General features: G+C 67.2%; 26 protein-coding genes. 10 read left to right on the top strand and 16 right to left on the bottom strand.

All coding sequences use genetic code 11. The features are described 5' to 3' along the window. Positions 1–5: 5 nt before the first annotated feature. From JL37_RS22215 to JL37_RS22230, 4 genes are all read right to left on the bottom strand, one after another. On the bottom strand, positions 6–779 hold the full coding sequence (locus JL37_RS22215) for an SDR family NAD(P)-dependent oxidoreductase (protein ID WP_043546786.1): 774 nt from the start codon (positions 777–779) through the stop codon (positions 6–8). 186 nt (positions 780–965) lie between these two features. Continuing rightward, positions 966–2,981 (bottom strand): TonB-dependent receptor domain-containing protein, encoded by a 2,016-nt coding sequence (locus tag JL37_RS22220; protein WP_231570414.1) that lies wholly within the window; start codon positions 2,979–2,981, stop codon positions 966–968. Positions 2,982–3,600: 619 nt separating this feature from the next. After that, a complete protein-coding gene (locus JL37_RS22225; RefSeq protein ID WP_043546788.1) occupies positions 3,601–4,689 on the bottom strand; it encodes a M14 family metallopeptidase in 1,089 nt (362 codons plus the stop codon). 1 nt (position 4,690) lies between these two features. Beyond that, complete coding sequence (locus JL37_RS22230) at positions 4,691–6,028, bottom strand: MFS transporter (RefSeq protein ID WP_043546789.1); 1,338 nt, start codon at positions 6,026–6,028, stop codon at positions 4,691–4,693. 178 nt (positions 6,029–6,206) lie between these two features. Here JL37_RS22230 and JL37_RS22235 point away from each other — a divergent pair, with 178 nt between their 5' ends. Further along, positions 6,207–7,097, top strand: coding sequence for a LysR substrate-binding domain-containing protein (locus tag JL37_RS22235; RefSeq protein ID WP_043546790.1), 891 nt, complete (start codon positions 6,207–6,209; stop codon positions 7,095–7,097). A gap of 122 nt (positions 7,098–7,219) precedes the next feature. After that, a complete protein-coding gene (locus JL37_RS22240; RefSeq protein WP_043546793.1) occupies positions 7,220–7,927 on the top strand; it encodes a FadR/GntR family transcriptional regulator in 708 nt (235 codons plus the stop codon). Between the two features lie 39 nt (positions 7,928–7,966). Here the strand turns inward: JL37_RS22240 and otnK are convergent, their stop codons facing one another. The 12 genes from otnK to JL37_RS22295 all read right to left on the bottom strand — a co-directional run bounded on the left by otnK (position 7,967) and on the right by JL37_RS22295 (position 18,522). Further along, complete coding sequence (otnK, locus tag JL37_RS22245) at positions 7,967–9,226, bottom strand: 3-oxo-tetronate kinase (protein ID WP_043546794.1); 1,260 nt, start codon at positions 9,224–9,226, stop codon at positions 7,967–7,969. Further along, positions 9,223–10,131, bottom strand: a complete 909-nt coding sequence (gene ltnD, locus JL37_RS22250) for an L-threonate dehydrogenase (protein WP_043546796.1) — start codon at positions 10,129–10,131, stop codon at positions 9,223–9,225. Before ltnD ends, otnK begins: the two co-directional genes overlap by 4 nt. A 45-nt stretch (positions 10,132–10,176) precedes the next feature. Next, the gene (gene denD, locus JL37_RS22255) at positions 10,177–11,151 is read right to left on the bottom strand and encodes a D-erythronate dehydrogenase (RefSeq protein WP_043546797.1); all 975 of its coding nucleotides are present in this window, start codon (positions 11,149–11,151) and stop codon (positions 10,177–10,179) included. Positions 11,152–11,161: 10 nt separating this feature from the next. After that, positions 11,162–11,947: a 2-oxo-tetronate isomerase gene (gene otnI, locus JL37_RS22260; RefSeq protein WP_043546798.1), complete on the bottom strand. Its 786-nt coding sequence runs from the start codon at positions 11,945–11,947 to the stop codon at positions 11,162–11,164. 28 nt (positions 11,948–11,975) lie between these two features. Next, positions 11,976–13,298 (bottom strand): MFS transporter, encoded by a 1,323-nt coding sequence (locus tag JL37_RS22265; protein WP_043546799.1) that lies wholly within the window; start codon positions 13,296–13,298, stop codon positions 11,976–11,978. A gap of 75 nt (positions 13,299–13,373) precedes the next feature. After that, positions 13,374–14,012, bottom strand: coding sequence for an aldolase (locus JL37_RS22270; RefSeq protein ID WP_043546800.1), 639 nt, complete (start codon positions 14,010–14,012; stop codon positions 13,374–13,376). Between the two features lie 158 nt (positions 14,013–14,170). Next, on the bottom strand, positions 14,171–15,304 hold the full coding sequence (locus tag JL37_RS22275) for a hypothetical protein (protein ID WP_081955174.1): 1,134 nt from the start codon (positions 15,302–15,304) through the stop codon (positions 14,171–14,173). A gap of 13 nt (positions 15,305–15,317) precedes the next feature. Beyond that, on the bottom strand, positions 15,318–15,491 hold the full coding sequence (locus JL37_RS30585; RefSeq protein ID WP_156124358.1) for a hypothetical protein: 174 nt from the start codon (positions 15,489–15,491) through the stop codon (positions 15,318–15,320). 2 nt (positions 15,492–15,493) lie between these two features. Beyond that, positions 15,494–16,375 (bottom strand): decaprenyl-phosphate phosphoribosyltransferase, encoded by an 882-nt coding sequence (locus JL37_RS22280; RefSeq protein WP_043546802.1) that lies wholly within the window; start codon positions 16,373–16,375, stop codon positions 15,494–15,496. Continuing rightward, entirely contained in the window at positions 16,372–16,995 is a 624-nt protein-coding gene (locus tag JL37_RS22285) for an HAD-IB family hydrolase (protein WP_052097521.1), read from the bottom strand. The genes JL37_RS22280 and JL37_RS22285 overlap by 4 nt, the downstream gene beginning before the upstream one ends. A 193-nt stretch (positions 16,996–17,188) precedes the next feature. Beyond that, positions 17,189–18,112: an NAD(P)-dependent oxidoreductase gene (locus JL37_RS22290; RefSeq protein WP_043546804.1), complete on the bottom strand. Its 924-nt coding sequence runs from the start codon at positions 18,110–18,112 to the stop codon at positions 17,189–17,191. Continuing rightward, positions 18,109–18,522 (bottom strand): carboxymuconolactone decarboxylase family protein, encoded by a 414-nt coding sequence (locus JL37_RS22295; RefSeq protein WP_043546805.1) that lies wholly within the window; start codon positions 18,520–18,522, stop codon positions 18,109–18,111. Before JL37_RS22295 ends, JL37_RS22290 begins: the two co-directional genes overlap by 4 nt. A 206-nt stretch (positions 18,523–18,728) precedes the next feature. Here JL37_RS22295 and JL37_RS22300 point away from each other — a divergent pair, with 206 nt between their 5' ends. The 8 genes from JL37_RS22300 (at position 18,729) to JL37_RS22335 (ending at position 26,099) form a co-directional block, all read left to right on the top strand. After that, on the top strand, positions 18,729–19,946 hold the full coding sequence (locus JL37_RS22300) for an ABC transporter substrate-binding protein (RefSeq protein ID WP_043546807.1): 1,218 nt from the start codon (positions 18,729–18,731) through the stop codon (positions 19,944–19,946). A gap of 31 nt (positions 19,947–19,977) precedes the next feature. After that, positions 19,978–20,838: a branched-chain amino acid ABC transporter permease gene (locus tag JL37_RS22305; RefSeq protein ID WP_043546808.1), complete on the top strand. Its 861-nt coding sequence runs from the start codon at positions 19,978–19,980 to the stop codon at positions 20,836–20,838. After that, positions 20,838–21,812: a branched-chain amino acid ABC transporter permease gene (locus JL37_RS22310; protein ID WP_043546809.1), complete on the top strand. Its 975-nt coding sequence runs from the start codon at positions 20,838–20,840 to the stop codon at positions 21,810–21,812. Before JL37_RS22305 ends, JL37_RS22310 begins: the two co-directional genes overlap by 1 nt. Continuing rightward, positions 21,805–22,545, top strand: coding sequence for an ABC transporter ATP-binding protein (locus tag JL37_RS22315; RefSeq protein ID WP_043546810.1), 741 nt, complete (start codon positions 21,805–21,807; stop codon positions 22,543–22,545). The genes JL37_RS22310 and JL37_RS22315 overlap by 8 nt, the downstream gene beginning before the upstream one ends. Continuing rightward, entirely contained in the window at positions 22,542–23,264 is a 723-nt protein-coding gene (locus tag JL37_RS22320; RefSeq protein ID WP_043546811.1) for an ABC transporter ATP-binding protein, read from the top strand. The genes JL37_RS22315 and JL37_RS22320 overlap by 4 nt, the downstream gene beginning before the upstream one ends. 117 nt (positions 23,265–23,381) lie before the next feature. Continuing rightward, on the top strand, positions 23,382–24,125 hold the full coding sequence (locus JL37_RS22325) for a GntR family transcriptional regulator (protein ID WP_043546812.1): 744 nt from the start codon (positions 23,382–23,384) through the stop codon (positions 24,123–24,125). Further along, on the top strand, positions 24,070–25,302 hold the full coding sequence (locus tag JL37_RS22330; protein WP_043546815.1) for an alpha/beta fold hydrolase: 1,233 nt from the start codon (positions 24,070–24,072) through the stop codon (positions 25,300–25,302). Before JL37_RS22325 ends, JL37_RS22330 begins: the two co-directional genes overlap by 56 nt. Further along, entirely contained in the window at positions 25,299–26,099 is an 801-nt protein-coding gene (locus tag JL37_RS22335) for an N-acyl homoserine lactonase family protein (RefSeq protein WP_043546816.1), read from the top strand. The genes JL37_RS22330 and JL37_RS22335 overlap by 4 nt, the downstream gene beginning before the upstream one ends. Positions 26,100–26,102: the final 3 nt, after the last annotated feature.

Genomic DNA, 26,102 nt, shown 5'->3' on the forward strand with positions numbered 1-26,102 from the left:
GGCGGTCAGATGTGCGCGGTCACGCCGCCGTCCACGACCAGGCTCGCGCCGGTCACGAAGTCGGAGGCAGGGCTTGCCAGGAACAGGGCCGGGCCCACCAGGTCTTCCGGCTCCCCCCAGCGGCCCATGGGCGTGGTGGCCACGACCCGCTCCGCGTGCCCGGGAATGTCCACCCGCGCCTGGCGCGACAGCGCGGTATCGATCCAGCCCGGCTGGATCACGTTGACCGCGATCCCATCGGCCGCCCAGGCGCAGGCCAACGAGCGCGTCAGCTGCAGGACCCCGCCCTTGCTGGCCGAATACGCCGCCGTCACCGCGTTGGAAGCCAGGGCGAGGATGGAGCCGATATTGATGATCTTGCCTTTGCCGCGCGCCTGCATGGGCGCGTGCACGGCCTGGCACATGTTGAAGCTGCCCTTCAAGTTGATATCGACGATGCGGTCCCAGACATCTTCCGGATACAGTTCCGGCCGCATGCGGGTGTTGACGCCCGCGCAGTTCACCAGCACGTCGACGCCGCCGAACTCGGCCACCGCCGAGGCCACCACCGCCTCGCAGGCGCCGCGGTCTTCCACTTGCAGCGCGTAGCTTCCGGTCTTCACGCCGGATCCGCGCAGCTCGGACGTCAGCGCGTCCAGCCTTTCCCCCGCCAGGTCGGTCAGCACCAGGGTCGCGCCCGCCCGGGCAAAAGCCCGGCTCAGCGCGGCGCCGATGCCGCCTGCCGCACCGGTGATCAAAACAATCTTGTCTCGGATATCGAAGTGTTCTTGTTGGGCCATACCGTGTCCGCCTGATGCTATTTTTGATATGTGATCACAAATTTGATTCTAGAAACGGGAGGGTTGGACGTCAACAGCGCTCGCATCGGGGTCTACCCCTAGAACGCAAAAATGGCGGGAAAGGGCGCCCCCTTTCCCGCCACGCAGGAATCCGCGAGGCCGCGGCTGCGGCCCAGGCGTCTTCTTTCAGTAGGTCATCCGCACGCCTAGCAGCACGCTGCGACCGGGCAGCGGCGCAACGGAGGAAATGAACGAAGCGTGGTTGTAGGCCAGCTTGTTCAGCAGGTTGGTGCCGCGCAGGTAGACCTCATAGCCCGTCGCGCCGTACTGGCCCCGGTAGGCCACCACCGCGTTCACCATGTTGTAGCCAGGCGTGCTGTCCTCGTAGGCGGCGATGTCCTTCTGCGAGAACACGCGCGCGTACTCTACGCCGCCCGACCACTGCCCCCACTTCACGTTGCCCCTCACGCCGGCGCGGGCCGCCGGGATGCGCGGCAGGTTGCCGTCGCCGCCGGTCAGCTTGCCGCGCACGTAGTCGCCGAACACGGCGGCGGAGAACACCGGCGTGAACTGATGGCGCAGCTCGCCTTCCACGCCCGTGAACTCCGCGTCGCGCTGGGTGTATTCGATCAGGCGGAAATCTTCGTAGCGGTCCAGCGTGTTGGCGTAGATGTAGTTCTTGACGCGGTTGTGGAACACGCTGGCCGAGAACGTCGTGTCGCCGGAATGCTTGCGCAGGGTCAGGTCGATGTTGTGCGAGGTCTCGCGCCCCAGGTCCGGGTTGCCCAGTTCGTAGGTGTTGGTGGCCAGGTGCACGCCGTCGGCGTAGAGCTCCTGCGCGCTGGGCAGGCGCTGGGAACGCGAGAGCGACAGCGCCACCGAGTATTGCGGCGCGAAATCCCAGATCGCGGCGGCGGAGAACGAGGTGCCGGACAGGTTGCTGCGCGGCGCTCCGCCCGAGGGCGAGATGCGTTGCCAGTCCTGCCGCGCGCCAAGCTCGAAACGCCAGTCGTTCAACTGATATTCCTCCAGCACGAACAGGCCGTTGGACCGTGTCTTGCTTTGCGGCAGGAAGGCTTCCTCGCCGTCGGCGCTGAAATCGCTGTAGGCATTCTGCAGCCCGATCACGCCGCGCCAGCCCGCGATGGGCTTGTGCTGCAGCTCCAGACGCAGGTCATAGCCCTTGTTCTTGAACCGGGTGCCGACCTCGCCGCCCTCGATCTCGTCATGCTGGTAGTCGGTCAGGCCGCCGCGCAGGCGGATCTTCTCGAAGCCCGCGAACGGATCCTGGTATTCGGCCCGCAGGTCCAGGCGGTTACTGCGCAGTTTCACGTAGGGCACGCCGCCATGTTCGTGATCGTGGTCGTGGTCATGGCCTTCTTCCTCCTCGCCATGATCGTGGTCGTGCCCGCCGCAATGCAGGTGCGTGCCGTGCGGATGGCAGCCCTCGTACTCGTGATTGTGCCCCGGCAGGCCGTACTCGCTTTCCAGGTGGGTGAAGGCCAGGCCGACATAGCCGCGCGGCGTGATCCACGACATGCCGACGGAACCCTGCGAGGATTCGCTGTACGAGCCTTCCAGCTTGCCGCCGGGCCAGTCGGGCACGTCATAGTCGCTGGTGCGGCGCTTCATGCCTTCCACGCGCACGGCGAACTGCCCTTCCCCTGCCGTGATGCCCACCGCGCCGGAACGCTCCTTGGTGCCCGTGGCGCCACGCAGCTCGGCCTCGGCCTCCACGCCTTTTTCCGGCACGGCGGTCGGCACCTTCTTGTCGACCACGTTGACCACGCCGCCGATCGCGCCGCCGCCATACAGCAGGGTGGCCGGGCCGCGCAGCACCTCGATGCGCTCGGCCAGCAGGGGCTCCACCGTCACCGCATGGTCGGGAGAAATCCCGGATGCGTCCATCACTTCGGAACCATCGGACAGGACCTTCACGCGCGGCGCCGTCTGCCCCCGGATGACCGGACGGCTGGCGCCGGCTCCGAAGGTGTCGCTATTGACGCCGGGCAGGTTCTTCAACGTTTCGCCCAGCGTGCCGGTGCGCTGCTCGATGAGCGCATCTCCCTCCAGCACCGAGGCCGGCAGGGTGGTGCTGTTCAGGTCCAGGCCCAGCGGATTGGCCGATACCGTGATGGGCGCCAATGTCCTGGCGCCGGCGTCCGGCGCCGTCTGGGCCTGGACTGCCGGCGCAGCGAGCATCAATGCGCAGGCCAGGGGCGTGAGGCCACCCTTGAAGCGTGGCCGCCGGCCGCTCCGTACGCCGATTTCCCGCTCCCGCCCCTGCTTCTTGCCGTTCATTACCGCCCTCTTCAAATGTTATATCATTACAAATAAGAAACGAATGATATAACATTTCAGATAAGAAGCAAGAATGGGGATGTAAAGGCAAGGGGGCTGTTGTGTCAGACACCCGGGGAACGGGGCCTCAGCTTGAGCGTGCATCGCGTACGGGTGTCAGCCACTTTTCCACGTACGGGTGTCGCCTGTCCACATGCGAGTGTCAAACACCTTTCCACACACGAGTGTCGCCTTTCCATGTTCGGGTATCAGACTGCTCCCACGCTGAAGTGTCTGACACCCGTACGCGACGCGCTTTGTTTTGTCTCGGCGCCTCCCGGGTGTCAGACACCCGTTCCTCGCAACTGATGCCGGCCAGGCTTGAAACTCCTTGGCAAGGACTCTGCGGCCTCTGCGGTTAACCAAAGCATATAAACCGGTTTCCGCGCGGCGCAGCTAGGGATAACCCATCACGAGCTCCATTCCGCATACGCCCTGGAATGCACATGACGGCAAAGGTGCAAGCCCCGCTGAACGCGGATTACGCCTCGAGCCCGCACAGGGCCTGCAGCACCGCCACGCGGCTCTGGCCCAACACCATGCCTTGCCAATCCTCCTGGCCGCAATAGAACGCGTCGAGAGTAGCCTTCAGGATTTCGCGGCGCAGCATGTCGCCAGCTTCGGGATGGGCGCGCAGCCAGTTGCGGCCGCGCAGCGCGTGTATCACCTCTTCCCACGGCTGGGTGCCGAACTCCAGCGCCATCAGGGTGGGTTCCGAATCGGGGCAGGCCTGGTAGATCAGGCCCGCCAGATGGCCAGTGATGTCCACCGACGCGGAACTGCCCTGGTAGGGCACGGCGATATCGCTGCCCCACCAGCAACGCGCCCGCGCCACTTCGGCCTCGTCGCGGCGGCCGGCATAGATCTTCTCGCCATGGCCGCGCGGGCCCAGGCCGGTGTGCACGTCGATCCAGCCGATGCGCGCATAAGGACTGGCATGGGTTTGCAGGATGCCGCGCAGGTTCACGAGCGACGCCGCCGGACGGTCGCCGCCATAGAACAGGCCGTCGGCATGCGTGTACTGCCCCTGCGAGACCGCCTGGGTCACGGCGGGCAGGCCGTGCTGCTCGATATGAAGGGCGAGGTCCTGCCGGTTCCCATCGGTAGGCGGCCATTCCTGCGGCAGCAGCAGGCCATGGACCAGGCCATAGCCGGGGTTGGCCGGCAGAGCCTGCGCGCCGAAAGGCTGCGCGTTGCGGTTCAGGTCCACGTTGCCTTCGTCCGTGCGCGCGATCCACGAAAACCCATAGGGGTTCACGGCGTGCACCAGCAGCAGGGCCACGCCCGCGCGCCGCGCCCGCTCCAGCATCGGCGCATCGTCCAGCAGCGCCAGCTGGCAGCCGGAGCCGCAGAAGCCTTCGACGCCGTGCGTGGCCGACGTCATGATGAGCAGCCGTTCGGCGTCCGCATCGCCGATCAGGGCCACGTCGGTCGCGAGGGGTTCGCCTTCGCTGCCCAGGGGTTCGATGCCGTAGGACTGGACCAGCGAGGCCAGCGGCGACGCGGCCGACAGAAAGCGCTCGCGCGCCTGCGCGTAGCTCGAGGAAAAGTAGCGGGTCGTGGATTGCATGTCATGCCTCGCGAGTATCGATTTCATGGCCGGTGCGGTCCCGGATCCAGAACAGCACCACGGTGGAAAGCGTCACGGTCACCATCAGGTACCAGGCTGGCGCCATCGGGTTCCGAGTGACGTGCAGCAGCCAGGTCACGAAGAATTGCGCAAAGCCGCCGAATACGGAAATGCCCAGTCCATAGACCACCGACATGCCGGTCGTGCGCACCGCCTTCGGGAACAGCTCCGGCAGCATCGTGATCACCGGCGCGGTCTGCAAGGCCAGCAGCACTGCCAGCAGGGCGATCACCGTCATCAGCCGGCCCGTGCTGGGCGCGGCAACCAGCCACTGGAAGCAGGGCAGCAGGACGCACACCATGGCCGCGCGCGACCAGAAGATCACTTTCTTGCGCCCCACCCTGTCGGCCAGCATGCCGACGAAGGGCGCCATCAGGAAGCCGATGGCGCCCAGCACGACGCTGGCGGAGAGCGTCGACGTAGCGGGCAGGCCCAGCTCCTTGTTGGCGTAGGCCGGCATGTAGAACCCTATGATCTGCGCGCAAACCATGCCGCCGATCACCAGCAGAATGCCTTTGACCACCAGCGCCTTGTGCTCGGCGAGAACGCGGCGCAGGGGCTGATGGCCGGCGCCCGCCCGCGTTCCCGCCTCTGCGGCGCGCGGCGGCGGCTCGAGCGTTTCCTCGAGGTTGCGCCGGATGTAGGCGCCCACGGGCACGGTCAGGATGCCGATGACGAACGGCACGCGCCAGCCCCACGCCTGCATCTGCTCCGTGCTCAGCGCCGCCGTGAGCAGCGCCACGGTCAGCGCGCCCAGCATCACGCCCAGCGACTGGCTGCCGAACTGCCAGCTGGAATAGAAGCCGCGCTTCTCCCGCGGCGCGTGCTCCACCAGCAGGGTGGTCGATGCTCCCACCTCCCCGCCCGCCGCGAAGCCCTGGATCAGGCGCGCCAGCACCATCAGCGCCGGCCCGGTCACGCCCATCTGCGCGTAGGTCGGCGCGGCGGCGATGAGCGCGCAGCCCAATCCCATCAGCCACAGAGTGAGCGTCATGGCCGCGCGCCTCCCATGACGGTCGGCGTAGGATCCGATCAGCATGCCGCCCACCGGACGCATCAGGAAACCGACGCCGAAGGTGGCGGTGGTCAGCAGCAGCTGCCCATAGCTCGAAGCCGCCGGAAAGAAGAGCGGACCGATGACCAGCATCAGGAACGTAAAGACGGTGAAGTCGAAAAACTCCAGCGCGTTGCCGATCGTGGTGCCTGCGATGACCCGGCGGCGCATCGCAGGCGTATGGAGATCCTGCGGGCCCGGCCCGGCTGCGATAGCGATAGACATTTTTTCCCCTTGATGTCCGTTCCGGTGGCGGCCGACCCGTGAACCCGGACGCTGCGCCTGCCCCGTGAGCACGAATATACGGACGGCACACGATAAGGAAAAGACAGTATTTTTGCTCCAGTGAATACTTTTTCTTATATGCTGATGCCGGTCGATTCCTGGATCCGGTCCACAGCCCATGAACCTGCGCCAACTACGCGCATTCGTACTGATCGCAGAGCACCGCAGCATCCGCGCCGCGGCGCGCGCCCTGTTCGTCACCCAGCCCGCCGCCACGCGCAGCCTGCGCGAACTGGAGCAGAGCGTGGGCGCCGAACTGGTGCGGCGCAGCGCCCGGGGCGTGGAGCTGACCGCCTACGGCGAAGCCCTGTACAGGCGCGCCGTCCTGATCCTGCAGGAAGCCCGCAAGGCGCAGGAAGAAATCGGCCAGATGCGCGACGGCGAAGGCGGCACGCTGAATCTGGCGTTCAGTTCGGCTGCGCTGACGGCGCTGCCCGCCGCGCTGGCCGCCTTCCGCGCGCGCATGCCGCGCGTGGCCGTGGCGTTCAACGAGGTGGCGCCGCCCTATAGCCACGAACAGCTGGAGTCGGGCCGCTATGATTTCCTGGTGCAGACGGAGTACGACGGCGAGATCGACGACGGCTTCGCCCGGACCACGCTGTTCACGCTGCCCCTGGCGGTGGGCGCGCGCGCCGGGCACCCGCTGCGCCGCGCCCGCAGCCTGGCCCAGCTGCACGACGCGCTGTGGCTGCTCCCCGGCAATATCCAGGCTCCCGCCAACCTGCTGCGGCTGGCGTTCGCCGCCCACAAGCTGCCCCCGCCCCGCGACGTGATCCCGTGCCAGTCGATCGCGGTGGCGCTGGCCATCATCGCCGAAAGCGATGCCCTGGGGATTTTCGTGCGCAATCTGTTCGACCACAGCCTCCTGCCGCGCGGCCTGCGCATGCTGCCCCTGGCGCACGAACTGCCGGCCGCCCGCGTTTCGATCCTCACCCGCGCCCACTCGCCGCCCACGCCGGCCGCGCAGTGCTTCATCGATTGCCTGCTGGAGGCGCTCGCGTCGCCTTAGCCCGCGCGGGCCTGAGCCGGGGCCGATCCCGTCCGGCCGGCCGGGCGGTACCGGTTATCATCGACGCTGCCCGTGCCAACGGTCCGCAATGCGCCGCCAGGCCTTTCCCGCTCTACTCATCCATGGCGTTTCCCCGACTTCCTTCCCCGCCCACGCTGACCGACACCGTTGCCAAACGGCTGCGCGCCGAAATCGACGAAGGCCGCGTGCTGCCCGGCGCGAAGCTGCCGACCGAAACCGCGCTGGCGGAGCAGTTCGGCGTCAGCCGCACCGTCATCCGCGAGGCCGTCTCCCGGCTGCGCCAGGACGGCGTGGTAGAGGCGCGGCAAGGCAGCGGCGTGTACGTCACCGGTTCCACGGGGAATCGCGCCCTGCGCATCGACGCGGCCGAGCTGTCCTCGCTGGATGCCGTCCTGCACATCGTGGACCTGCGCCGCGCGCTGGAAACCGAAATCGCGGCCCAGGCTGCCGCGGTGCGCAAAAAGCAGGACATGACCGACATCGACGCGGCGCTCGCCGCCATTTCGCAGGCGGTCGAGAACGGCGGGGACGGCGTGAAGGAAGACGTGGCCTTTCACCGCAGCATCGCGCGCGCCACCGGCAACCCCTATTTCATGACGACGCTGGCCTTCGTCAGCCAGTTCATGGAAGCGGCCACGCGCGTGACACGCGGCAACGAGGCGCGCCACGCGGGCCTGATGCGCGACGTGCTGCAGGAGCACGCCGCCATCGTCGAAGCCATCCGCAGGAAAGATGTGGACGGGGCGCGCGAGGCCGCCCGCATCCATATGGTGAACGCCGCCAAGCGGCTGAAACAGGCGCACCGGTAACGGGCGGAGAGCCCAGCCCGGCGCCGCCTTTCGCGCCGGTCAACCCTGGCTGAACGCCTTGGTGAAGAAGTCCCGCGTTCCGAAATTTCCAGACTTCAGCGCGATGCTGACATCGCCGCCTGCCGCCTGCGCATGGCCGGCGCACCAGGGCACGCCCGGGTCGATCTGTTCGCCGATGGCGATCTGCTCCAGCCCCAGCGCCTGCACGACCGCGCCCGACGTCTCGCCGCCCGCCACGATCAGCTGGCGCACGCCGCGCTCGACCAGCCCCACCGAAATACGCGCGATGGCGGCTTCGACCAGCGCTCCCGCGCGCTCGGCGCCCAGCGCGCCCTGCGCCTGTTTCACCTGGTCGGGCTGCGCCGTGGAGTAGATCAGCACGGGGCCGTCCTGCAGGCGCGGCGAGGCCCAGGCCAGGGCCTCGCCCACCACATCATCGCCGGCCGCCAGCCGCAGCGGATCCAGCGCCAGGGCCGGCCGGCCGCTTTCGATGAACGCCGCGACCTGCCCGTTGGTGGCCGTGGAGCAGCTGCCCGCCACCACGGCCTGCAGGCCGGGCACGAGCGCCGAATTCGCCCTGCCGGCGGGCGACAGGCCCCAGTTCGCCGGCAGGCCGATCGCGACGCCGGAACCCGCCGTCACCAGCGGCATGCCGTGCAAGGCGGGGCCCAGCGCCAGCAGATCCTCGTTGGACACCGCATCCACGATGGCGATCTCGATGCCCTGCGACGACAGCTCGGCGATGCTGGCGCGGATCGCGCCGCTGCCGCGCGCGACGACGCTGTAATCGATCAGGCCCACCTTGCGCGAGGTCTGCGCCGACAACACGCGGACCAGGTTGGGATCGGTCATCGGCGTCAGCGGATGATGCCGCATGCCGGATTCGTTCAGCAGCACGTCGCCCGCGAACAGATAGCCCTTGAATACCGTGCGCTTGTTGTCCGGAAACGCGGGGGTGGCGATGGTGAAGCGGGTGCCTAGCCTGGACATCAGCGCGTCGGTCACCGGGCCGATATTGCCTTGCGGCGTGCTGTCGAAGGTGGAGCAGTACTTGAAATAGATCTGCTCGGCGCCCTGCGCCTGCAGCCAATCCAGCGCCGCCAGCGACTGCGCCACGGCCTCGTCCGCGGGCAACGTGCGGGTCTTCAGCGCCACGACTACGGCATCCGCATCTCCGCGCAGCGGCGTCCCCGGAACGCCGATCGTCTGCACCGCGCGCATGCCGGCGCGCACCAGATTGTTGGCCAGGTCGGTGGCGCCCGTGAAATCGTCGGCGATACAGCCCAGTTTGATGCTCATTTCGGCTCCGGCAGGGAAATTCCCGGGAAAATCTTGATCACGGCGCTGTCGTCCTCGCGGCCATGTCCGGCTGTGGACGCCTGCATGAACATCTGGTGCGCGGTGGAGGCCAGCGGCAGGGGGAACTTGGTGTGCCGGGCGGTATCCAGCACCAGCCCCAGGTCCTTCACGAAGATATCGACCGCCGAGAGCGGCGCATAGTCGCCCGCCAGGACATGGGCCATGCGGTTCTCGAACATCCAGCTGTTGCCCGCGCTGTGCGTGATAACTTCGTACAGCGCATCGGCGTCCACGCCTTCGCGCAGGCCCAGCGCCATCGCTTCCGCCGCGGCCGCGATGTGCACGCCCGCCAGCAGCTGGTTGATGATCTTGACCTTGCTGCCCGCGCCCGCGCGGTCGCCCAGGCGGTAGACCTTGCCGGCCATCGACTCGAGCACGCCGCCACAGGCCTCGTAGGCGGCCGGACGGGCCGCGGTCATCATGGTCATCTGGCCGGCCGCGGCCTTGGCCGCGCCGCCGGAAATAGGAGCATCCACGTAATGAACGCCCTGCTCCGCCAGCCGCGCTTCCAGCGCGATCGACCAATTGGGGTCCACGGTGGAACACATCACGAACACTGCGCCCGGCCGGAGCGAAGCGGCGATGCCCGCCTCGCCGTACAGCACCGCCTCGGTCTGCTCGGCGTTGACGACGACACTGATGACGATGTCGCAGGCGGCCGCCATGTCGGCCAGCGCGGCGCACGCCACCCCGCCCTCGGCCGCGAACGCCGCGGCAACGCCGGGCCTGATGTCGTACGCGTGCACCTCGTGGCCGGCGCGGCGCAGGCTTTGCGCGATGCCGGCGCCCATGGCGCCCAGGCCGACGACGCCGACGCGGCGCGGGGAGGTTTGCGGATTGCTCATGGTTTCATCGTCCAGGAAATCTAGGCAAGGCGGGGCGCGGCGCGCTCAACGCTGCAGGTCGTCGGCCATGTAGGCGCGGATGATCTCGGCGAAATCGCGGTCGCCCTTCAGGCCCAGGCTGGCCGCGCGCGCCGTGTCCCACCGGCCGGGCCAGCTGCCGACGATGCGCTCGACGCGCTCGTCCGCCTGCCAGCTGATGCGATCGGCGACCTCGTCGCCCGCCACCTCGCGCAGCGCCTGCTCCATCTCCGCCACGGTGACGGACACGCCCGGCAGATTGATGGGAGCGCGATCGGCCACGGCTTCCGCCGGCAGTTCGCAGCCGGCGATCAGGGCCTGAATTGCGCCGCGCGGTGATAACAGCCACAAACGCGTGTCGGCGCCAACCGGACACACCGAGGCCTCGCCATTGAGAGGCTCGCGGATGATGCCGCTGGCGAACGACGAGGCCGCCGCATTGGGGCGGCCGGGCCGCACGCTGATCGTAGGCAGGCGCAGCACGCGGCCGTCGACGAAGCCGCGCCGCGTGTAATCGGCCAGCAGCAGCTCGGCGATCGCCTTCTGCGTGCCATAGGACGACTGCGGATTGAGCGCGGTGTCGTCGCGCACGGTCTCGGGCAAGACGCCGCCGTAGACGGCGACGGAACTCGTGAAGATAACCCGCGGCTTGTGGCCCAGCGCGCGGCAGGTTTCCAGCAGCGCCCGCGATGCGTCCAGGTTGATGCGCATGCCCAGGTCGAAATCAGCCTCGGCCTGCCCGCTGACGATGGCGGCCAGGTGAAAAATGGCGCGGGTCTCCGTGTCGATGGCCTGTTGCAGGACGGCAGGGTCGGCGATGTCGCCGACCATCGAATGCACGCGCGGATCCGTCAGCGCGTCGGTCTTGACGACGTCCAGCAGATCGATCCGCGTAATCGCCTGGCGCGCGCCGTCATCCAGCGCCAGTGAACCTTGTTCCAGCAGCTTGCGGGCCAGCCGCTGGCCCAGGAATCCGGCGCCGCCGGTGATCAGTATCTTCATGATGGAATGCTCAGTGATTGGCGAGATAGGGTTGGGCCCAGCCCAGGCCTTCGGAAGTGCCCGCCTTGGGACGGTACTCGCAGCCGATCCAGCCTGCATAGCCCAGGGCGTCGATACGCTCGAACAGGTAGGGGTAATTCAGTTCGCCCAGGTCCGGCTCGTGCCGGTCTGGCACGCCGGCGATCTGGATATGGCCGATGCCTGCCATGTCGCGCTCAAGCTTCACGGCGATATCGCCCTCGACGATCTGGCAGTGATAGATATCGAACTGCACTTTCAGGTTGTCCGCGCCGACCTCGGCGCAGACCGCTTGCGCGTCGTCCTGGCGGTTAAGGAAAAAGCCCGGAATGTCGCGCGTGTTGATGGGCTCGATCACCACGGTGATGCCGGCCGAGGCCGCGGCTTGCGCCGCGCGGGCCAGGTTCTGCAAATAGGCGTCGCGGTGCGCGGCGCGGTCTTCGCCGGGGCGGATCAAGCCCGCCATCACATGGACTTTCCGGTTGCCGAGCGCGGCGGCATATTCCAGCGCCTGGTCGAAGCCACGCTCGAACTCGCCTTCCCGGCCGGGTAAGGAAGCGATGCCGCGTTCGCCGGCCGCCCAATCCCCGGGCGGCGCGTTGAACAGGGCCTGTTCCAGGCCGTTCTCTTCCAGCCGCGCCTTGAGCTCCGCCGCCGCGAAGTCATACGGAAACAGGAACTCCACCCCGGAGAATCCATCCCCGGCCGCCGCCTTGAAGCGGTCCAGGAAGGGATGCTCGGTGTACATCATGGTCAGATTGGCAGCCAGGCGTGGCATTGCGATTCCTTGTAAACGTAGCGGCGCGTCAGCGGTTGACCAGCTTGGCCGGCGTGAACCAGACCGCGATGGCGCCCACGACCAGCACAGCGGCCAGCACATACATGCCGGAGGCGGTGGAACTGGTCAGGTCTTTCAGATAGCCGATCATGTAGGGGCTGGCGAAGCCCGCCAGGTTGCCCACCGAGTTGACGATGGCGATGCCGGCCGCCGCCGCGGTGCCCGACAGGAACGCCGTCGGCAGCGACCAGAACAGGGGCGCGCACGTCAGCACACCGGCCGCGGCCATCGACAGGAAGACCAGCGATACCACGGTGTTGTCGGCGAAGGACGCAGCCACGGAAAAGCCCACCGCGCCGAGCAGCGCCGGCACGATCAGGTGCCAGCGGCGTTCGCGGCGCTTGTCGGCCGAATGGCCCAGCAGGTTCATCACCACGATGGCGCAAATGAACGGAATGGCGCTGAGCAGGCCGATGTTGAAGGCGCCCGTGACGCCGGTCGACTTGATCAGCGTCGGCATCCAGAACGTCAGCCCGTACTGGCCGGCCACGAAGGCGAAGTAGATCAGGCACATCCACCAGACGCGCTTGTCGGCGAACACGGCGCGCAGCGAATGCTTCTGCGAGCCCGTCTGCTTCTGGTCCTGTTCGATTTCCCGGGTCAGCAGCTTCTTTTCGTCGTCGGTCAGCCATTTGGCGCTGGAGATGCCGTTGTCCAAGTACATGATGGTGGCCACGCCGATGAGCAGCGCGGGGATGGCTTCGATCAGGAACATCCACTGCCAGCCCTGCAGGCCGTGCGTGCCGTGGAAGGCGTCCATGATCCAGCCCGACAGCGGGTTGCCGAAGATGCCGGCCACCGGGATGGCGGACATGAACAGCGCGATGATCTTGGCGCGCCGATGGGCCGGATACCAATAGGTCAGGTACAGGATCACGCCGGGATAGAAGCCGGCTTCGGCCAGGCCCAGCAGGAAACGCAGGATGTAGAACCCGGTGGGCGTCTCGACGAACATGAACATGCCCGACAGGATGCCCCACGTGATCATGATGCGCGCGATCCAGATGCGGGCGCCCAGCCTGTGCATGAGCAGGTTGCTGGGCACTTCGAAGAGGAAGTAGCCGATGAAGAACACGCCCGCGCCCAGGCCGAATACGGTTTCGCTGAAGCCCAGGTCCTGCGACATCTGCAGCTTGGCGAAACCTACGTTGACGCGATCGAGATAGGCGATCACGTAGCAAAGCATCAAGAACGGCACGAGCCGCCAGAACACCTTGGCGTAGGCGCGCGCGGTTTCGCGGGTGTCTGCCGGCTTTGCAGCGGCGGGCTGCGCGCCAAGCGTCGTTTCCATCGGGGGCATGCAAGTCTCCAGGAGTGCGCCATCCCGGTCCGCGGGCATGCGGCCGGGCGGCTTTGTCGGGATGAATCAGTAACGTGCGCCGAAGACCGCGCGCAGCTCTTCAATGGCCGCGGTGTCGAGCGGCTCCGGGCGGGGATCGCTCATCAGCCACAGCCGGGCGGTTTCTTCCAGCTCTTCCAGGGCGTAGGACGCATGCGACACGGAGCGCTCCCACACCACGGGGCCCAGGCGTTCGAACAGCGCGCCGCGCACCTGCGCCGCGACGGCGGCCACCTCGGCCGCGACTTGCGCGTCGCCGGGACGGCGGTAGCCGATCAGCGGAATCCGCCCCACCTTCATGACCTGATACGGGGTGATCGGCGGCAGCACTTCATCGGGCCGCCACACGCCCGTCAGCGTCAAGGCCACCAGGTGCGTGGAATGCGTATGGACCACGCCGCGCGATTCGGGGCTGGCGCGATAGATGCCCTGGTGCAGCACCAGGGTCTTGGAGGGCTTGGCGCCGGACACCCAGTTGCCTTCCAGGTCGACCTTGGCCAGTTCGGCCGGGTCCAGGCGGCCCAGGCAGGCGTCCGTGGGAGTAATCAGCCAGCCATCGTCCAGCCGGGCGCTGATATTTCCCGCCGCGCCGACGGTATAGCCGCGGTTGTACAGGCTGGCGCCGACGGTGCAGATTTCTTCGCGGATGCGGGATTCTTCAGCCATGGAACGCCCCTGTGCGGCAGGGGCGGCGGGACGGGAAAGGCGGCTGCGGGGCCAGCATGATGACGTGTCTCTAAGATTAAGTTATCGGGTCATCATACAAATTTAGGGCCCGCAAAAACACAGGGTAAACCCGCTATCGACGTAACAAAGGGAATCCCTCAGGCGGGCGCGCCGCCGCCGCGGCCCGGCGCGGCGGCGGCCATCCAGGCCGTCAGCGCCATTGCCAACAGGCCCAGAAGCGAGGGATACAGCATGCTCAGGTTGCGCACCTCGCCGGGCGAGCAGAACAGCAAAAACAGCGGCAGGTTGACGGAGAAGGCCAGCATCGCATGCTGGCGCAGTGCCTGCGGCAGGCGCGGCCAGCCGATGGCGGCAATGCCCGCGCACGCCAGGAAGCTCACGATTCCGAAGCCGCGCGGCAACAGCACGCCGTAGGTGTTCTCCGTGCGCAGCCAGTTGCCGGGATCGGCATAGAAGCGCAGGTTGTCCCACAGTTGGTAATCCACCGTCGTGCCCGGATTCCCCGCATAGCGCATGCGCAGCGCCAGATAGACGCAGCCGCACACGAAGAGCAGGGCCGCCACCAGCGCGACGGCCTGCGCGCGCGGCAGGTTGCGTCGCAGCAGCGGATAGAGGGAGGGGGTGAAAAAGAAGAAGGCTTCCTTGTTCCAGGTCGCAAGGCCGGCCAGCGCCAGCAGGACCGCCAGGCGCAGAGGCGTGCGGCGCGACGCCCCCATCGCCAGCAGGACGGCGCCCATCATGAAGAGCAACTCGACGAAATCGTAGAAGTATCCGCCTTCGGTCAGGAAGAACGGCAGCAGGAGCGCGACGATGGCGGGCGACGCCGTCGCGGCCACTGCGTCCGCGCCGGCCCGCAGGCACAAGCGCCGCATCACGAACAGCGCGGCCAGCAGCGCCAAGAAGGTGAGGTAATAGACGATGTGATAGCGCAAGGTGACGGCCGGCACCAGCGCTTCCGATCCCGGATAGCGCATCGCCAGCCCCGAGCGGCTATTCAGCCTCCGGGGCTCCGCCAGGCGCTCGGAGATGCGCGCCACGGTTGCCTGCGGCAGCGCGGCCTGGATCCCGTTGGCCAGTGCCGGCATGAACTGCCTGTATACGTAGGGGCGATGGGCCGTGCCTTCGACCATGCGCGACAGGCTCAATGCCGGGTGCCCGTCGTTCAGCCTCCACTTTGTATAGAAGCCGTTCATGGCGGCGGCCGCGATGACGACGTAGGCGCAGGACAAGAGGAACCAGCGGTAGCCCGTGCTTTCGAAAAAGCGTCTCATGAAATTCATATGCCTATTTCGACAGCAGGAAGACGCCGATGGCGATGAAGGCGGCGCGCCACGCGCGCGGCCGAGATCGACTCCGCGCCGGACAGCAGGCCATGGCCGAAGACGCCCCCGCCGCCTTGAGCGCCACGCTGGCCGCCACGCTGCAGGCCCCGCTGAGAATCAGCCATGGAGATGCCATCTTCAAGTTCCCACGAGCAAGACCACCACGATCACCCAGGCCAGCACCGCCATGCGTATCTGGTTATCGGCCAGCAGGTCGCGACCCGGCTCCTCGCCCGAGCCGCCCTTGTACAGCAGGAACAGGTAGCGAAAGACGCCGAAGGTGACGATGGGCAAGGTAAGGACCAGGTGCTGGGTGCCGTGCAATGCCGCGGTCTCGGCATCCACCGTGTACAGGCCGTAGGTGAGCAGCGTCGCGCTGGCAGTGATGGCCACCAGGTTGTCCAGCAGTTGCGCGTTGTAGTGGCGCAGCACGATGCGCGTGCTGCCCTCCAGGGCGAGCACGCCGCCGGGCACGGCGACGATCTCGGCGCGCCGCTTCGCGAATCCCAGGAACAGCGTCAGCATGAAACTGCACAACAGCATCCAGCGGGACGGAATGATGCCTACGGCATAGGTGCCGCAAGCCAGGCGCAGCATGAAGCCGGCGGCGACGCAGAACACATCGACCAGCACCTTGTGCTTCAGGCACAGCGTATAGGCGATGTTCAGCGCCAGGTAGCAGGCCACCGCCAGCGCCACCGGCCATTCCCCAAACGCCGGCGGCAGCCCCAGCGCGCCGCAGAACAGGATCGCGACCAGCGCGCGCGCCTGCGGCAGGCCGACCTGGCCGCTGGCGATGGGGCGATGGCGCTTCGTGGGATGGGCGGCGTCGGCCGCCCGGTCGTAATAGTCGTTCAGCACGTAGACCGCGCTGGACGCCAGGCAGAACGCCACGAATCCCACGCCCACCGCGAATACAAGATCCGGGTCGGCCCAACCGTGGCTGAAGATCAGCCCGATCAGCACGAAGCCGTTCTTCAGCCATTGCTGCGGACGCAGCAGGGAAATGATGGCGCTCATGGCTTCACGGCCTGGCCGCGGTACCAGGCATGCTGGGCGGCATCGATCATCCATTGATCGCCGCGGCTGTCGCCGTAGGCATACAGTTCGTAGCGGCCCCGGGGGCCGAAGCGTTCGGTCAGGCGGCGCATTTTTTCAGGGCCCCAGCAATTGGGCCCGTCGAAATCGCCCGTGAGCCGCCCCTGCCCATCCGTAGACATCCGCGTGCAGATCAGGTCGGAGAAGCCCAGATGGCGCGAAGCTTCTTCCAGATAGATGTCCGGCGACGCGCTCACCAGGACGCAATGGTCGCCGCGCTGCTGATGCCAGTGCAGCCGCTCGACCAAGGCGGAACGCAGGGGAATGGTATGCACCCATGCACGCGCGATGCGAGCCAGCTCGGCGCGCGAACGGCCTTTCAGCGCCGCCCGGCATAGCGCCGCCTTGGCGTGCTCGTTACTGCGCAGGCGCAGCGCGCATCCCGTCAGCGCGGGCGCGGCCGCCAGGAGGGCCCCAAGCAGCCTGGCCCATGAAAGATGGGCCAGAAAGGGGACGAACGTGTCACGCCGCGTCAGGGTACCGTCGAAGTCGAAGGCCGCGATCACGCGTGGATGAACGGGAAACTGCGATTGTGGGGGCATGCTGCTTTCGCTACAGCGCCCGGCCATGCCGGAGCTGCCGCAGACTATGCCCGAGAAAAGCCCGCGCTTGGGGCGCGGGCACGCATTATCAGACGCTGTCTTATCTGCGCGGGCCCTGCCCCATCCCGACGCGTCGGCCCGGCCGTTCATGCGGGACCGAGACGGCGCGGCCTGGGCCGCGCCGCATGGAGCTTCAGTCCTTCTTGGGCCCCAATTCCACGCCCGCCAACTGCTCGGACAAGCGGGCGACCGCGGTGTGGTCCTGGCCCTTGCCCAGCGTCTTGCCGGCCGAAGCCCAGAGTTCCCGGCACAGCGACGCGAACGGCGTCGGCGTGCCGGTATCGGTGGCGATGCCCAGCGCAATGCCCAGGTCCTTGACCATCAGGTCCAGCCCGAAGCCGGAATTGAACTGGCGCGACAGCACGAACTGCTTGAACTTCTTCTGGGTGGAATTATTCATGCCGGTCGACGCGTTGAGCACGTCCACGATCACGTTCGGATCCAGGCCGAACTGCTGGCCGATCAGCATGGCTTCGACCCCGATCAGGAAACCGCCCGCCGACACCAGGTTGTTCAATGCCTTCATGGCGTGGGCGCTGCCGACGTCTCCCACGGGCGTGATCGACGTGCCCATGCAGGCCAGGGCCGGACGCACCCGTTCCAGCGTTGCCGCGGGACCGCCGAACATGATCGCCAGCTCGCCCGTGCGTGCGCGCGGCACCCCGCCGGACACCGGCGCGTCCACCATCTCGCCGCCGGCGGCGGCCACGGCCTGGGCCAGCCGCTGGGTATGCGCCGGCACGCCGGAACTCATGTCCACCACGACGGCGCCCGGCCGCAAGCCCGCCAGCACGCCCTGCTCGCCGCCCAGCACCTGCTCGACTATGGCACTGGTGGGCAGCATGGTGAAAATGATGTCGGCCTGGCCCGCCAGTTCGGCGCAAGTCGCCGCGGCCTGCCCGCCCACCTCCTTGGCGAATTTCCCGGCCTGGCCCGGCGCGGCGTCGAACACCGTCACCGCGAACCCGGCCTGGACCAGCCGGGCGGCCATGGGCCAGCCCATGCTGCCGATGCCGATCAGGCCAACGCGCGCTTGCGGAGTGCCCGGCGCGCTCATGCCTGCGGCTCCTTGAAGGCGCCTTCCTCCTCCAGCACCTGGTTGGCCACCTTGAACGCGTCCAGGCCCGCCGGAATGCCGCAATACACAGTGGCCTGCAGCAGGATTTCCTTGATTTCCTCGACCGTCACGCCATTGTTCAGCGCACCCTTGACGTGCAGCTTGATCTCGGCCGGGCGGTTAAGCGCCGTCAGCATGGCCAAGTTCAGCATGCTGCGGGTCTTCTTTTCCAGGCCGGGGCGGCCCCAGGTATAGCCCCAGCACCATTCGGTGGTGATGTGCTGGAAGGCCATCATGAATTCGTTGGCGCGGGCTAGCGAGCCGTCCACGTATTCGGTGCCCAGCACTTCGCGGCGCAGGTTCAGGCCTTGGTCGAACAGGGCCTGGGTTTCGGATTTGACGTCTGCCATGGTTGCTCCTCTCTCGTGGCGGTGACCGGCAAGGCCTGGCTTGCTCGCCGGTGATTTTGTCTGATTGTCAGTCAAACTTGGTGAGATCGTCAATAGTCGGATTGTCTGACAATATTCTTGACCGAATGAAATACGCGAACAATAATTGGCCCAGAGCGCCGGGCTGGCTGCCGAGCGCCATCCTCGAAAAAAGCCAGGAGACAACCATGAAGACACCCCAACAGGCGATCCGCCGCGGGCGCAGGGAATTCGTCGCCGGCCTCGGCGCCGCTGCCTTGGCGGCAAGCCTGCCCGGCCGCGCGCTGGCCGCTCCGTCCGAAGTCAATGTCGGCGTGATCCTGCCGCTGTCGGGCGCCAATGCCCAGTTCGGCATCAACTCGCGCCAGGGGCTGGAACTGGCCGCCGACGAAATCAACGCGGCTGGCGGCATCAAGGCCCTGGGCGGCGCCAAGCTAAAGCTCATCATCGCTGACGCCACCTCGCAGCCCACCACGGCGGCAACCGTGGCGCAGCGCCTGATCACGCAGAACCGCTGCGTCGCCATCATCGGCGCATATGCCTCATCGCTGACCCTGGCGGTATCCGAGGTCACCGAACGCCGCGGCATTCCGCTGTTGACCATGTCGTTCTCGGATGTGCTCACCGAGCGCGGCTTCAAGCACATTTTCCAGGTGGTATCCAAGGGCTCCGTGCTCGGGCGCGCGCAGTACGACTACGCCGCGTCGGTCGTGGCCGGCGCGTCCGAAATCAAGAAGATCGCCCTGCTCTACGAAGACACCGCCTACGGCACGTCGCAGGCGGTGGGCGTGCGCAACGCGGCCAAGGCGGCGGGCGCGCAGATCGTGCTGGACGAGGCCTACCCGCTGGGCATCACCGACGTCACCCCGCTGATCAGCAAGCTGCGGGGCTCCGACGCCCAGATCGTCTTCCCCATTTCCTACCTCAACGACAGCCTGCTGATCATCCGCGTCATGCGGCAGCAGCGCCTGACCGTGCCGGTCGTGGGCGGCGCGGCCGGCTATGTCATCCCCGACTTCGCCAAAGCGCTGGGCCAGTACGCGCAGGCCGTGCTGTCCATCGCGCCCGCCAACTACGACCAGGCGCCCGAATACACCGAACGCTACCGCAAGCGGTTCGGCACGTTCATGCCGCACGAGGCGCTGGAGCACGCGGTCTGCGCCGGCGTGCTGGCGCAAGCGCTGGAAGTCGCTGCGTCGGACAAGCCCGAAGCGGTATCCAAGGCCCTGCGCGCCCAGAAGTACGACCAGGGCTGGGCGGGCGTGATGTCGGGCGGCGGCGTGCACTTCGACGCCAACGGGCTGAACACCATGGCGCAGCCGATCATGGTCCAGTGGCAGAACAACGAGCTTGTTTCAGTCTGGCCGCAGGCTTTGGCCAAGGGCCGCGTCATCAGCGCGGGTTGAGCGCGGCGCGCGCGGCGTACGGAGAGCGACCATGCAATTCTTGCAGGCCCTGGTGGACGGCATCCTGCTTGGCGGCGTTTACGCGGTCATATCGATCGGTCTCACGCTGGTCTTCGGCGTGGTTTCCATCGTCAACTTCGCCCAGGCCGAGTTCCTGATGGTGGGCATGTTCGTGGCGTATTTCGCCTGGAAACTGCTGGGGCTCGATCCACTGCTCGGGTCGCTGCTCTCGTTCGCCGTCGCCTTCGTGCTCGGCGTGCTGACGCAGAAGTACCTGATCAACCGGGTAATGAAGGCCCCGGCGGTCGCTCAGATCTTCCTGACGGTGGGCCTGCTCATCGTCATGGAGAACCTGGCGCTGATTCTGTTCGGGTCCGAGTTCCGGTCGGTGCAGACGCCCTACCAGATGACGGCGTTCGCGATCGGTCCCATCCTGCTCAGCGCGCCCTATCTGCTGGCCTTCGTGGTGGCATCGGTCGCGGGCCTGGTCCTGTGGTGGGTGCTGAAGAAAACCTGGTGGGGCATGGCCGTGCGGGCCACCGCGCAGGATCCCATGGCCGCCAGGCTGTCGGGCATTTCCACGCACCGCGTGCATCAGCTGGCGTTCGGCCTGGGGGTGGGCATGACTGCGCTGGGCGGCGGGATCATCCTGCCCTACCTGACGGCCTCGACCACGGTCGGCGCCCAATTCAGCGTGCTGATGTTCACCGCCGTCGTGCTGGGCGGCCTGGGCAGCGTGATCGGAGCGGTGGTGGGCGGCGTGGCTGTCGGCGTCATCCAGTCGCTGTCCTCGCTGGTGCTGCCCATGCAGTTGCAGAACCTGGTGCTCTTCGCGATCTTCATCCTGGTCCTGGCCGTGCGTCCGGAAGGTCTACTGAAAAAGGCGGGCTGATGACTCTGAACCGACAATTCCTGCAATGGGCGCTGGTCCTGGCCGTCGCGGCGGGCGCGCCCTGGCTGATGGAGGACCAGGGCTACGGCATCCGTGTCCTGACCCTGGTGCTGCTGTTCGCCGCCATGGGCCAGTCCTGGAACATCGTGGGCGGGCTGGCCAACCAGATCTCGCTGGGGCACGCGGCATTCTTCGGCCTGGGCGCCTATACCTCCACCCTGCTGCTCATGCGCTACGGCATTTCCCCCTGGCTGGGCATCGTCGCCGCCATGGGGGTCGCCGCGCTGGCGGGCGCGCTGCTCAGCCTGCCCACCATGCGGCTGCGCGGCCACTATTTCGCGCTGGCCACGCTGGCCTTCGGCGAAGTGCTGCGTGCCATCGCCAATACCTGGGCATCGGTAACGGGAGGCCCGGTGGGCGTATCGATCCCGTACTCGGAAGGACTGTCCCAGATGCAGTTCAAGTCCAGCATCCCCTACTACTACCTGATGCTGGGCGCCGCGCTGATCACCTCCGTCGTGTTCGCGCTTATCAGCCATTCGCGCCTGGGCTACCGCCTGCGCGCGGTGAAGGCCAACCCGCAAGCCGCGGAAGTCATCGGGGTGAACACCGCCCGCACCCGGATCCTGGCGGCCGTGATCTCCGCCGCGCTGATGGGCGCCTGCGGCACGCTATACGCGCAATTCATCTACTTCTTCGATCCCGACACGGTGTTCTCGCTGGTCGGCATCTCGGTGCGCGTCGCGCTCATCTGCATCATCGGCGGCGTGGGCACCGTGGCGGGCCCGCTGATCGGCGCACTAGTGATCATCCCGCTGGAGGAAGTCTTCAACGACTGGCTGTCCGGCCACACCGCGGGCGTATCGCAGCTGGCCTTCGGTCTGATCCTCATCGCCATCATCCTGATCGAGCCTCGCGGCCTGTCGGCGCTGTGGGCGCGGCTGCGGAACCTGACGGGGAGGCAGCATGCCTGACATCCTCAAGGTCGCCCACATCCAGCGCCGCTTCGGCGGCCTGAAGGCCGTGGACGACGTATCGTTCACCGTCGCCAAGGGAGACATCCTGGGTCTCATCGGTCCGAACGGGGCGGGCAAGACGACGCTGTTCAACCTGCTGGTCGGCCTGTACCGCGGCAACGGCGGGCGCATCGAACTGGACGGCCGCGACATCAGCGGCCTGCGCCCCCACCAGATCGCCGCGCTGGGCATGACCAAGACATTCCAGAACGTGGCGCTGTTCCCTGAAATGACGGTGCTGGACAACGTTCTGGTCGGCGGGCTGCTGCGCCATGACGTGGACCGCGCCCGCCAGGTCGCGCGCGCCAATCTCGACCGCGTCGGCCTGTCGGCCATCGCGAAAAAACCGGCAGGCGAACTGTCGTTTCCCGAACAGGCGCGGGTAGAGCTCGCCCGCGCGCTGTGCACGGATCCCAAGGTGTTCCTGCTGGATGAAGTCATGGCGGCGCTGAACGAATCCGAAATGGACGCCATGCTGGACCTGATCCGCACCCTGCGCGACGAGTCCGGCATCACTTTCATCGTCGTGGAGCACCACATGCGCGCCATCATGCGGCTCTGCAATCGGATCCTGGTGCTGTCGTTCGGCCAGAAGATAGCCGAAGGCAGCCCGGCCGAGATCGCCTCCAACCCGACCGTGATCGAAGTCTACCTGGGCAAATCGCTGGAACAGGTGGAGGTGCCGGCATGAGCCCGCCGAACCTGCTGCAGATCGAAGCGCTGACCGCCTCGTACGACCGGAGCCCGGTGTTGCATGACGTGTCGCTGAGCGTGCCGGAAGGCGGCTTCATCGCCGTCGTCGGCGCCAATACGGCGGGCAAGAGCACCTTGTTGCGCTGCATCTCCGGCCTGCTGGACAAGACCCGCGGCAGCGTGAAGTTCGACGGCCAGGAGATCCTGCGCCTCCCGCCGCACCGCATTCCGGAACTGGGCATCGCCCACGTCCCCGAAGGCCGCCACGTATTTCCCGATATGACGGTCGAGGAAAACCTGTATCTGGGCGGCTACACCCGCCGCCGCGACACGGCGGCCGTCAGGAGCGACTGCGACCGGATCTACGCCCTGTTCCCCCGGCTGCAAGAGCGCCGGCGGCAGGCGGCGGGCACGCTGTCCGGCGGCGAGCAGCAGATGGTGGCCTTCGGCCGGGCGCTGATGCTGAAGCCCCGGCTGCTGCTGCTCGACGAGCCCAGCCACGGCCTCGCGCCGAAAATCGTCGAGGAAATGCACCAGGCCATGGTGGACATCCACCGCAGCGGGCTGACGATCCTGCTGGTGGAACAGAACACCCGCCTGGCGCTGTCGGTCGCGGAACACGCCTACGTGCTGCAATCCGGCTCCATGGTGCTTTCGGGCCCCAGCAATGCCTTGCTGGAAGACAGCCGGGTGCGCGCCGCCTACCTGGGGCTGTAGCGATGGACAGCCGACGGGATATATTGCGTCTTTACGTTGATACGGCGGTTCGCCGCGGCATGGCCATTGGCCTGCGCCGCCGCGAAAGCCCGCCGGCAGGATAAACGAGAGACTGTTATGGCCACCCCCACTGGCGCGATATTCGAAAAGCCCGCCACCCTGCGCACCCGCGTGGAGGAATTCCTGCGCGCGTCCATCATGGACGGGCGGATCAAGGGCGGCGAACGCCTGCGCGAACTGGAACTGTGCGAACAGCTGGGCATCAGCCGCAGCACGCTGCGCGAGGCGCTGCGCACGCTTGAAGCCGAACGCCTGATTTCCATCGAACCGCACCGCGGCCCCACCGTCGTGCGCATCACCGAAAAGGCCGCGCGCGACCTCTACGCCCTGCGCGCCCTGCTCGAAGGCTACGCCGCGCACGAATTCGCCCGGCTGGCCGGCGACGCGGACATCGAACGCCTGCGCAAGGCGGTGGACGCGCTGCATCGCCAGGCCAAGGGCAGCAACAAATCGGCCCTGCTGGCGGCCAAGCGCGATTTCTACGACGTGCTGCTGAGCGGCTGCGACAACGACCTGGTCAAGGACATGCTGCCCGGGCTGCTGTCGCGCATCAACCTGCTGCGGGCCACCTCGTTCGCGCGCTCGGACCGACTGCCCGAAAGCCTGGCCGAAATCGATCATCTGTACGAGCGCATCCGCGCCCGAGACCCGCAAGGGGCGCAAGAGGCCGCCCGGAGCCATATCGTGAACGCCGAGCGCACCGCGCTCGAAGTGCTCCGGCGCCAACAAGAGGAGACCCAGGGAAGTGAAGGCGATCGTCCAAGAACTGAGGGCCGGGGTAGCGCTGGCCCAGCAGGATAAGGAATTCCTCTCGGCCGCCAGGGGCCTGCCCTGCGCCATCTGGCTGCAGGCGGGAGACGACCCCGGCGGCAAGCTGGCTGTCTGGGCCGGCCAGCCCGCCGGCCCCTCGCAGCGCATCGTCATCAGCGCGCCCCCGGACGCCTGGCAGAAGATGCTCAGCGCCGAGCCGCCTCCGGGCTACCACTCCTTCACCGCCGCGCGCCGCCATGTGCCCGGCTTGCGCATCAAGGGCGACGCTCTCGCCATTGCCCAGGCCCTGCATCCACTGGAACGGCTGTTTGAAATACTCCGCGGGCAAGTGGACGCCGCCCCCGTCCTGCTCGACCGGAGCGCGATTTCCGGCCACTACGCCACGGTCGACATCGGCGGGCAGCCCGCCAGCATCCACTACGAAACCAGCGGACTCGAATCCGGCCCGCCGCTGCTCATGCTGCATACGGCGGGCGCGGACTCCCGCCAGTACCACTCATTGATGGCCGACCCCGGCTTGCAGCGGCAATGGCGCATGATCGCGTTCGACATGCCCGGGCACGGCCGCAGCATGCCCTTGCCGGGGCAGGCCTGGACCGAGGCCGGGCGTACGCTCGACGCCTATCTGCAGGCCTGCCTGTCGGTGATCCGGCAGGTGGCCCGCGCGCCCGCCGTGCTGCTGGGCTGTTCGATGGGCGCGGCGATGGCGCTGGTCGCGGCCACGCGCAGCCCCGCCGACGTGGCCGGCGTCGTCGCGCTGGAAGCCCCATGGAAAGCCAGCGGACGGCGCACGCCCATGCTTTGCCACCCCCAGGTGAACCAGGCCGCGCACAACCCCGCCTACGTGCGCGGGCTGATGGCCCCCCTCTCCTCACTGGAAGCCCGGCGCGACGCGGCGTGGATCTATTCCCAAGGCGGGTTCAATGTCTACGCCAACGACCTCTGGTTCTACAGCGAAGACTTCGACGCCGCCCGGCACGTGGCCGGATTGGACACCAGCGCCTTCGGCGTCTCACTGCTTACGGGCGCCTACGACTACTCGGCCAGCCCCGAGGACTCGCGCAAGGTCGCCGCGCTGATACCCGGCGCGCGCTTTGGCGTCATGCCCGAGCTGGGCCACTTCCCCATGACCGAAAACCCGCAGCGGCTGCTGGAGTACCTGCGGCCGGAACTGGAACACATCCGAGCATCGAGAGGAATCGCATGACTCTGCCCAATTACGAAGTCTATGCCCTGCGCTATGCGACGGTCGCGCGCAGCCGGGCCCAGAATTTCATCGCCCCCCCGCCGGATCCGCATGACGGCCCGATGCCGATGGATTATTTCGTCTGGATCATCCGCAACGGCAGCCGCGTCTATCTCGTCGATACCGGCTTCAACGAGGCCGCCGCCCGGGCCCGCGGCCGCGAGTTCCTGCGTTGCCCGATCGACTCCCTGAAAAAGCTAGGCATCGCGCCCGCCGACATCCAGGACGTGATCGTGACGCACCTGCACTACGACCACGCGGGCAATATCCGGAAATTGCCGAACGCCCGCCTGCACCTGCAGGAAAGCGAACTGCACTACGCCTGCGGCTGCAATATGCGCTTCGACATGCTGCGCCACGCGTACGCGGTAGAGGATGTGGTCGACGTAGTGCGCGGCGTCTACGACAAGCGCGTGGCCTTCTACCATGGCCACGACGAAATCGCGCCCGGCCTGGAGCTGCTGCATATCGGCGGCCACACGCAGGGCCTGCAATCGGTGCGCGTGCATACCGCGCGCGGCTGGATGGTGTTGGCGTCCGACGCCAGCCACTACTACGACAACATGGGCTTGCAGGCGCCGTTTCCCATTGTGCACAACGTAGCCGACATGCTGGCGGGTTACGACACGCTGCTGAAATTCGCGGAATCCCCCGAGCACATCGTCCCCGGGCACGATCCGCTGGTCAGGACCCGCTATCCGGGCCTGGACGGCACGGATACCGAGGTGGTGGCGCTGCACCTGGGCGGCAAGGCCTGAGAG

This window comes from Achromobacter sp. RTa (assembly GCF_000757485.1).
Classification (GTDB): Bacteria; Pseudomonadota; Gammaproteobacteria; order Burkholderiales; family Burkholderiaceae_B; genus Achromobacter.

What these genes read in the sequence shown, in the direction of transcription:
- JL37_RS22285 (WP_052097521.1), bottom strand. Translation starts at nt 16,995, where the DNA reads ATGCCCCCACAATCGCAGTTTCCCGTTCATCCACGCGTGATCGCGGCC.
- JL37_RS22270 (WP_043546800.1), bottom strand. Translation starts at nt 14,012, where the DNA reads ATGGCTGAAGAATCCCGCATCCGCGAAGAAATCTGCACCGTCGGCGCC.
- JL37_RS22305 (WP_043546808.1), top strand. Translation starts at nt 19,978, where the DNA reads ATGCAATTCTTGCAGGCCCTGGTGGACGGCATCCTGCTTGGCGGCGTT.
- JL37_RS22235 (WP_043546790.1), top strand. Translation starts at nt 6,207, where the DNA reads ATGAACCTGCGCCAACTACGCGCATTCGTACTGATCGCAGAGCACCGC.
- otnK (WP_043546794.1), bottom strand. Translation starts at nt 9,226, where the DNA reads ATGAGCATCAAACTGGGCTGTATCGCCGACGATTTCACGGGCGCCACC.
- JL37_RS22275 (WP_081955174.1), bottom strand. Translation starts at nt 15,304, where the DNA reads ATGAGACGCTTTTTCGAAAGCACGGGCTACCGCTGGTTCCTCTTGTCC.
- JL37_RS30585 (WP_156124358.1), bottom strand. Translation starts at nt 15,491, where the DNA reads ATGGCATCTCCATGGCTGATTCTCAGCGGGGCCTGCAGCGTGGCGGCC.
- JL37_RS22220 (WP_231570414.1), bottom strand. Translation starts at nt 2,981, where the DNA reads ATGCTCGCTGCGCCGGCAGTCCAGGCCCAGACGGCGCCGGACGCCGGC.
- JL37_RS22295 (WP_043546805.1), bottom strand. Translation starts at nt 18,522, where the DNA reads ATGGCAGACGTCAAATCCGAAACCCAGGCCCTGTTCGACCAAGGCCTG.
- JL37_RS22320 (WP_043546811.1), top strand. Translation starts at nt 22,542, where the DNA reads ATGAGCCCGCCGAACCTGCTGCAGATCGAAGCGCTGACCGCCTCGTAC.
- JL37_RS22310 (WP_043546809.1), top strand. Translation starts at nt 20,838, where the DNA reads ATGACTCTGAACCGACAATTCCTGCAATGGGCGCTGGTCCTGGCCGTC.
- ltnD (WP_043546796.1), bottom strand. Translation starts at nt 10,131, where the DNA reads ATGAGCAATCCGCAAACCTCCCCGCGCCGCGTCGGCGTCGTCGGCCTG.
- JL37_RS22225 (WP_043546788.1), bottom strand. Translation starts at nt 4,689, where the DNA reads ATGCAATCCACGACCCGCTACTTTTCCTCGAGCTACGCGCAGGCGCGC.
- otnI (WP_043546798.1), bottom strand. Translation starts at nt 11,947, where the DNA reads ATGCCACGCCTGGCTGCCAATCTGACCATGATGTACACCGAGCATCCC.
- JL37_RS22265 (WP_043546799.1), bottom strand. Translation starts at nt 13,298, where the DNA reads ATGGAAACGACGCTTGGCGCGCAGCCCGCCGCTGCAAAGCCGGCAGAC.
- JL37_RS22335 (WP_043546816.1), top strand. Translation starts at nt 25,299, where the DNA reads ATGACTCTGCCCAATTACGAAGTCTATGCCCTGCGCTATGCGACGGTC.
- denD (WP_043546797.1), bottom strand. Translation starts at nt 11,151, where the DNA reads ATGAAGATACTGATCACCGGCGGCGCCGGATTCCTGGGCCAGCGGCTG.
- JL37_RS22290 (WP_043546804.1), bottom strand. Translation starts at nt 18,112, where the DNA reads ATGAGCGCGCCGGGCACTCCGCAAGCGCGCGTTGGCCTGATCGGCATC.
- JL37_RS22215 (WP_043546786.1), bottom strand. Translation starts at nt 779, where the DNA reads ATGGCCCAACAAGAACACTTCGATATCCGAGACAAGATTGTTTTGATC.
- JL37_RS22230 (WP_043546789.1), bottom strand. Translation starts at nt 6,028, where the DNA reads ATGTCTATCGCTATCGCAGCCGGGCCGGGCCCGCAGGATCTCCATACG.
- JL37_RS22240 (WP_043546793.1), top strand. Translation starts at nt 7,220, where the DNA reads ATGGCGTTTCCCCGACTTCCTTCCCCGCCCACGCTGACCGACACCGTT.
- JL37_RS22325 (WP_043546812.1), top strand. Translation starts at nt 23,382, where the DNA reads ATGGCCACCCCCACTGGCGCGATATTCGAAAAGCCCGCCACCCTGCGC.
- JL37_RS22300 (WP_043546807.1), top strand. Translation starts at nt 18,729, where the DNA reads ATGAAGACACCCCAACAGGCGATCCGCCGCGGGCGCAGGGAATTCGTC.
- JL37_RS22280 (WP_043546802.1), bottom strand. Translation starts at nt 16,375, where the DNA reads ATGAGCGCCATCATTTCCCTGCTGCGTCCGCAGCAATGGCTGAAGAAC.
- JL37_RS22315 (WP_043546810.1), top strand. Translation starts at nt 21,805, where the DNA reads ATGCCTGACATCCTCAAGGTCGCCCACATCCAGCGCCGCTTCGGCGGC.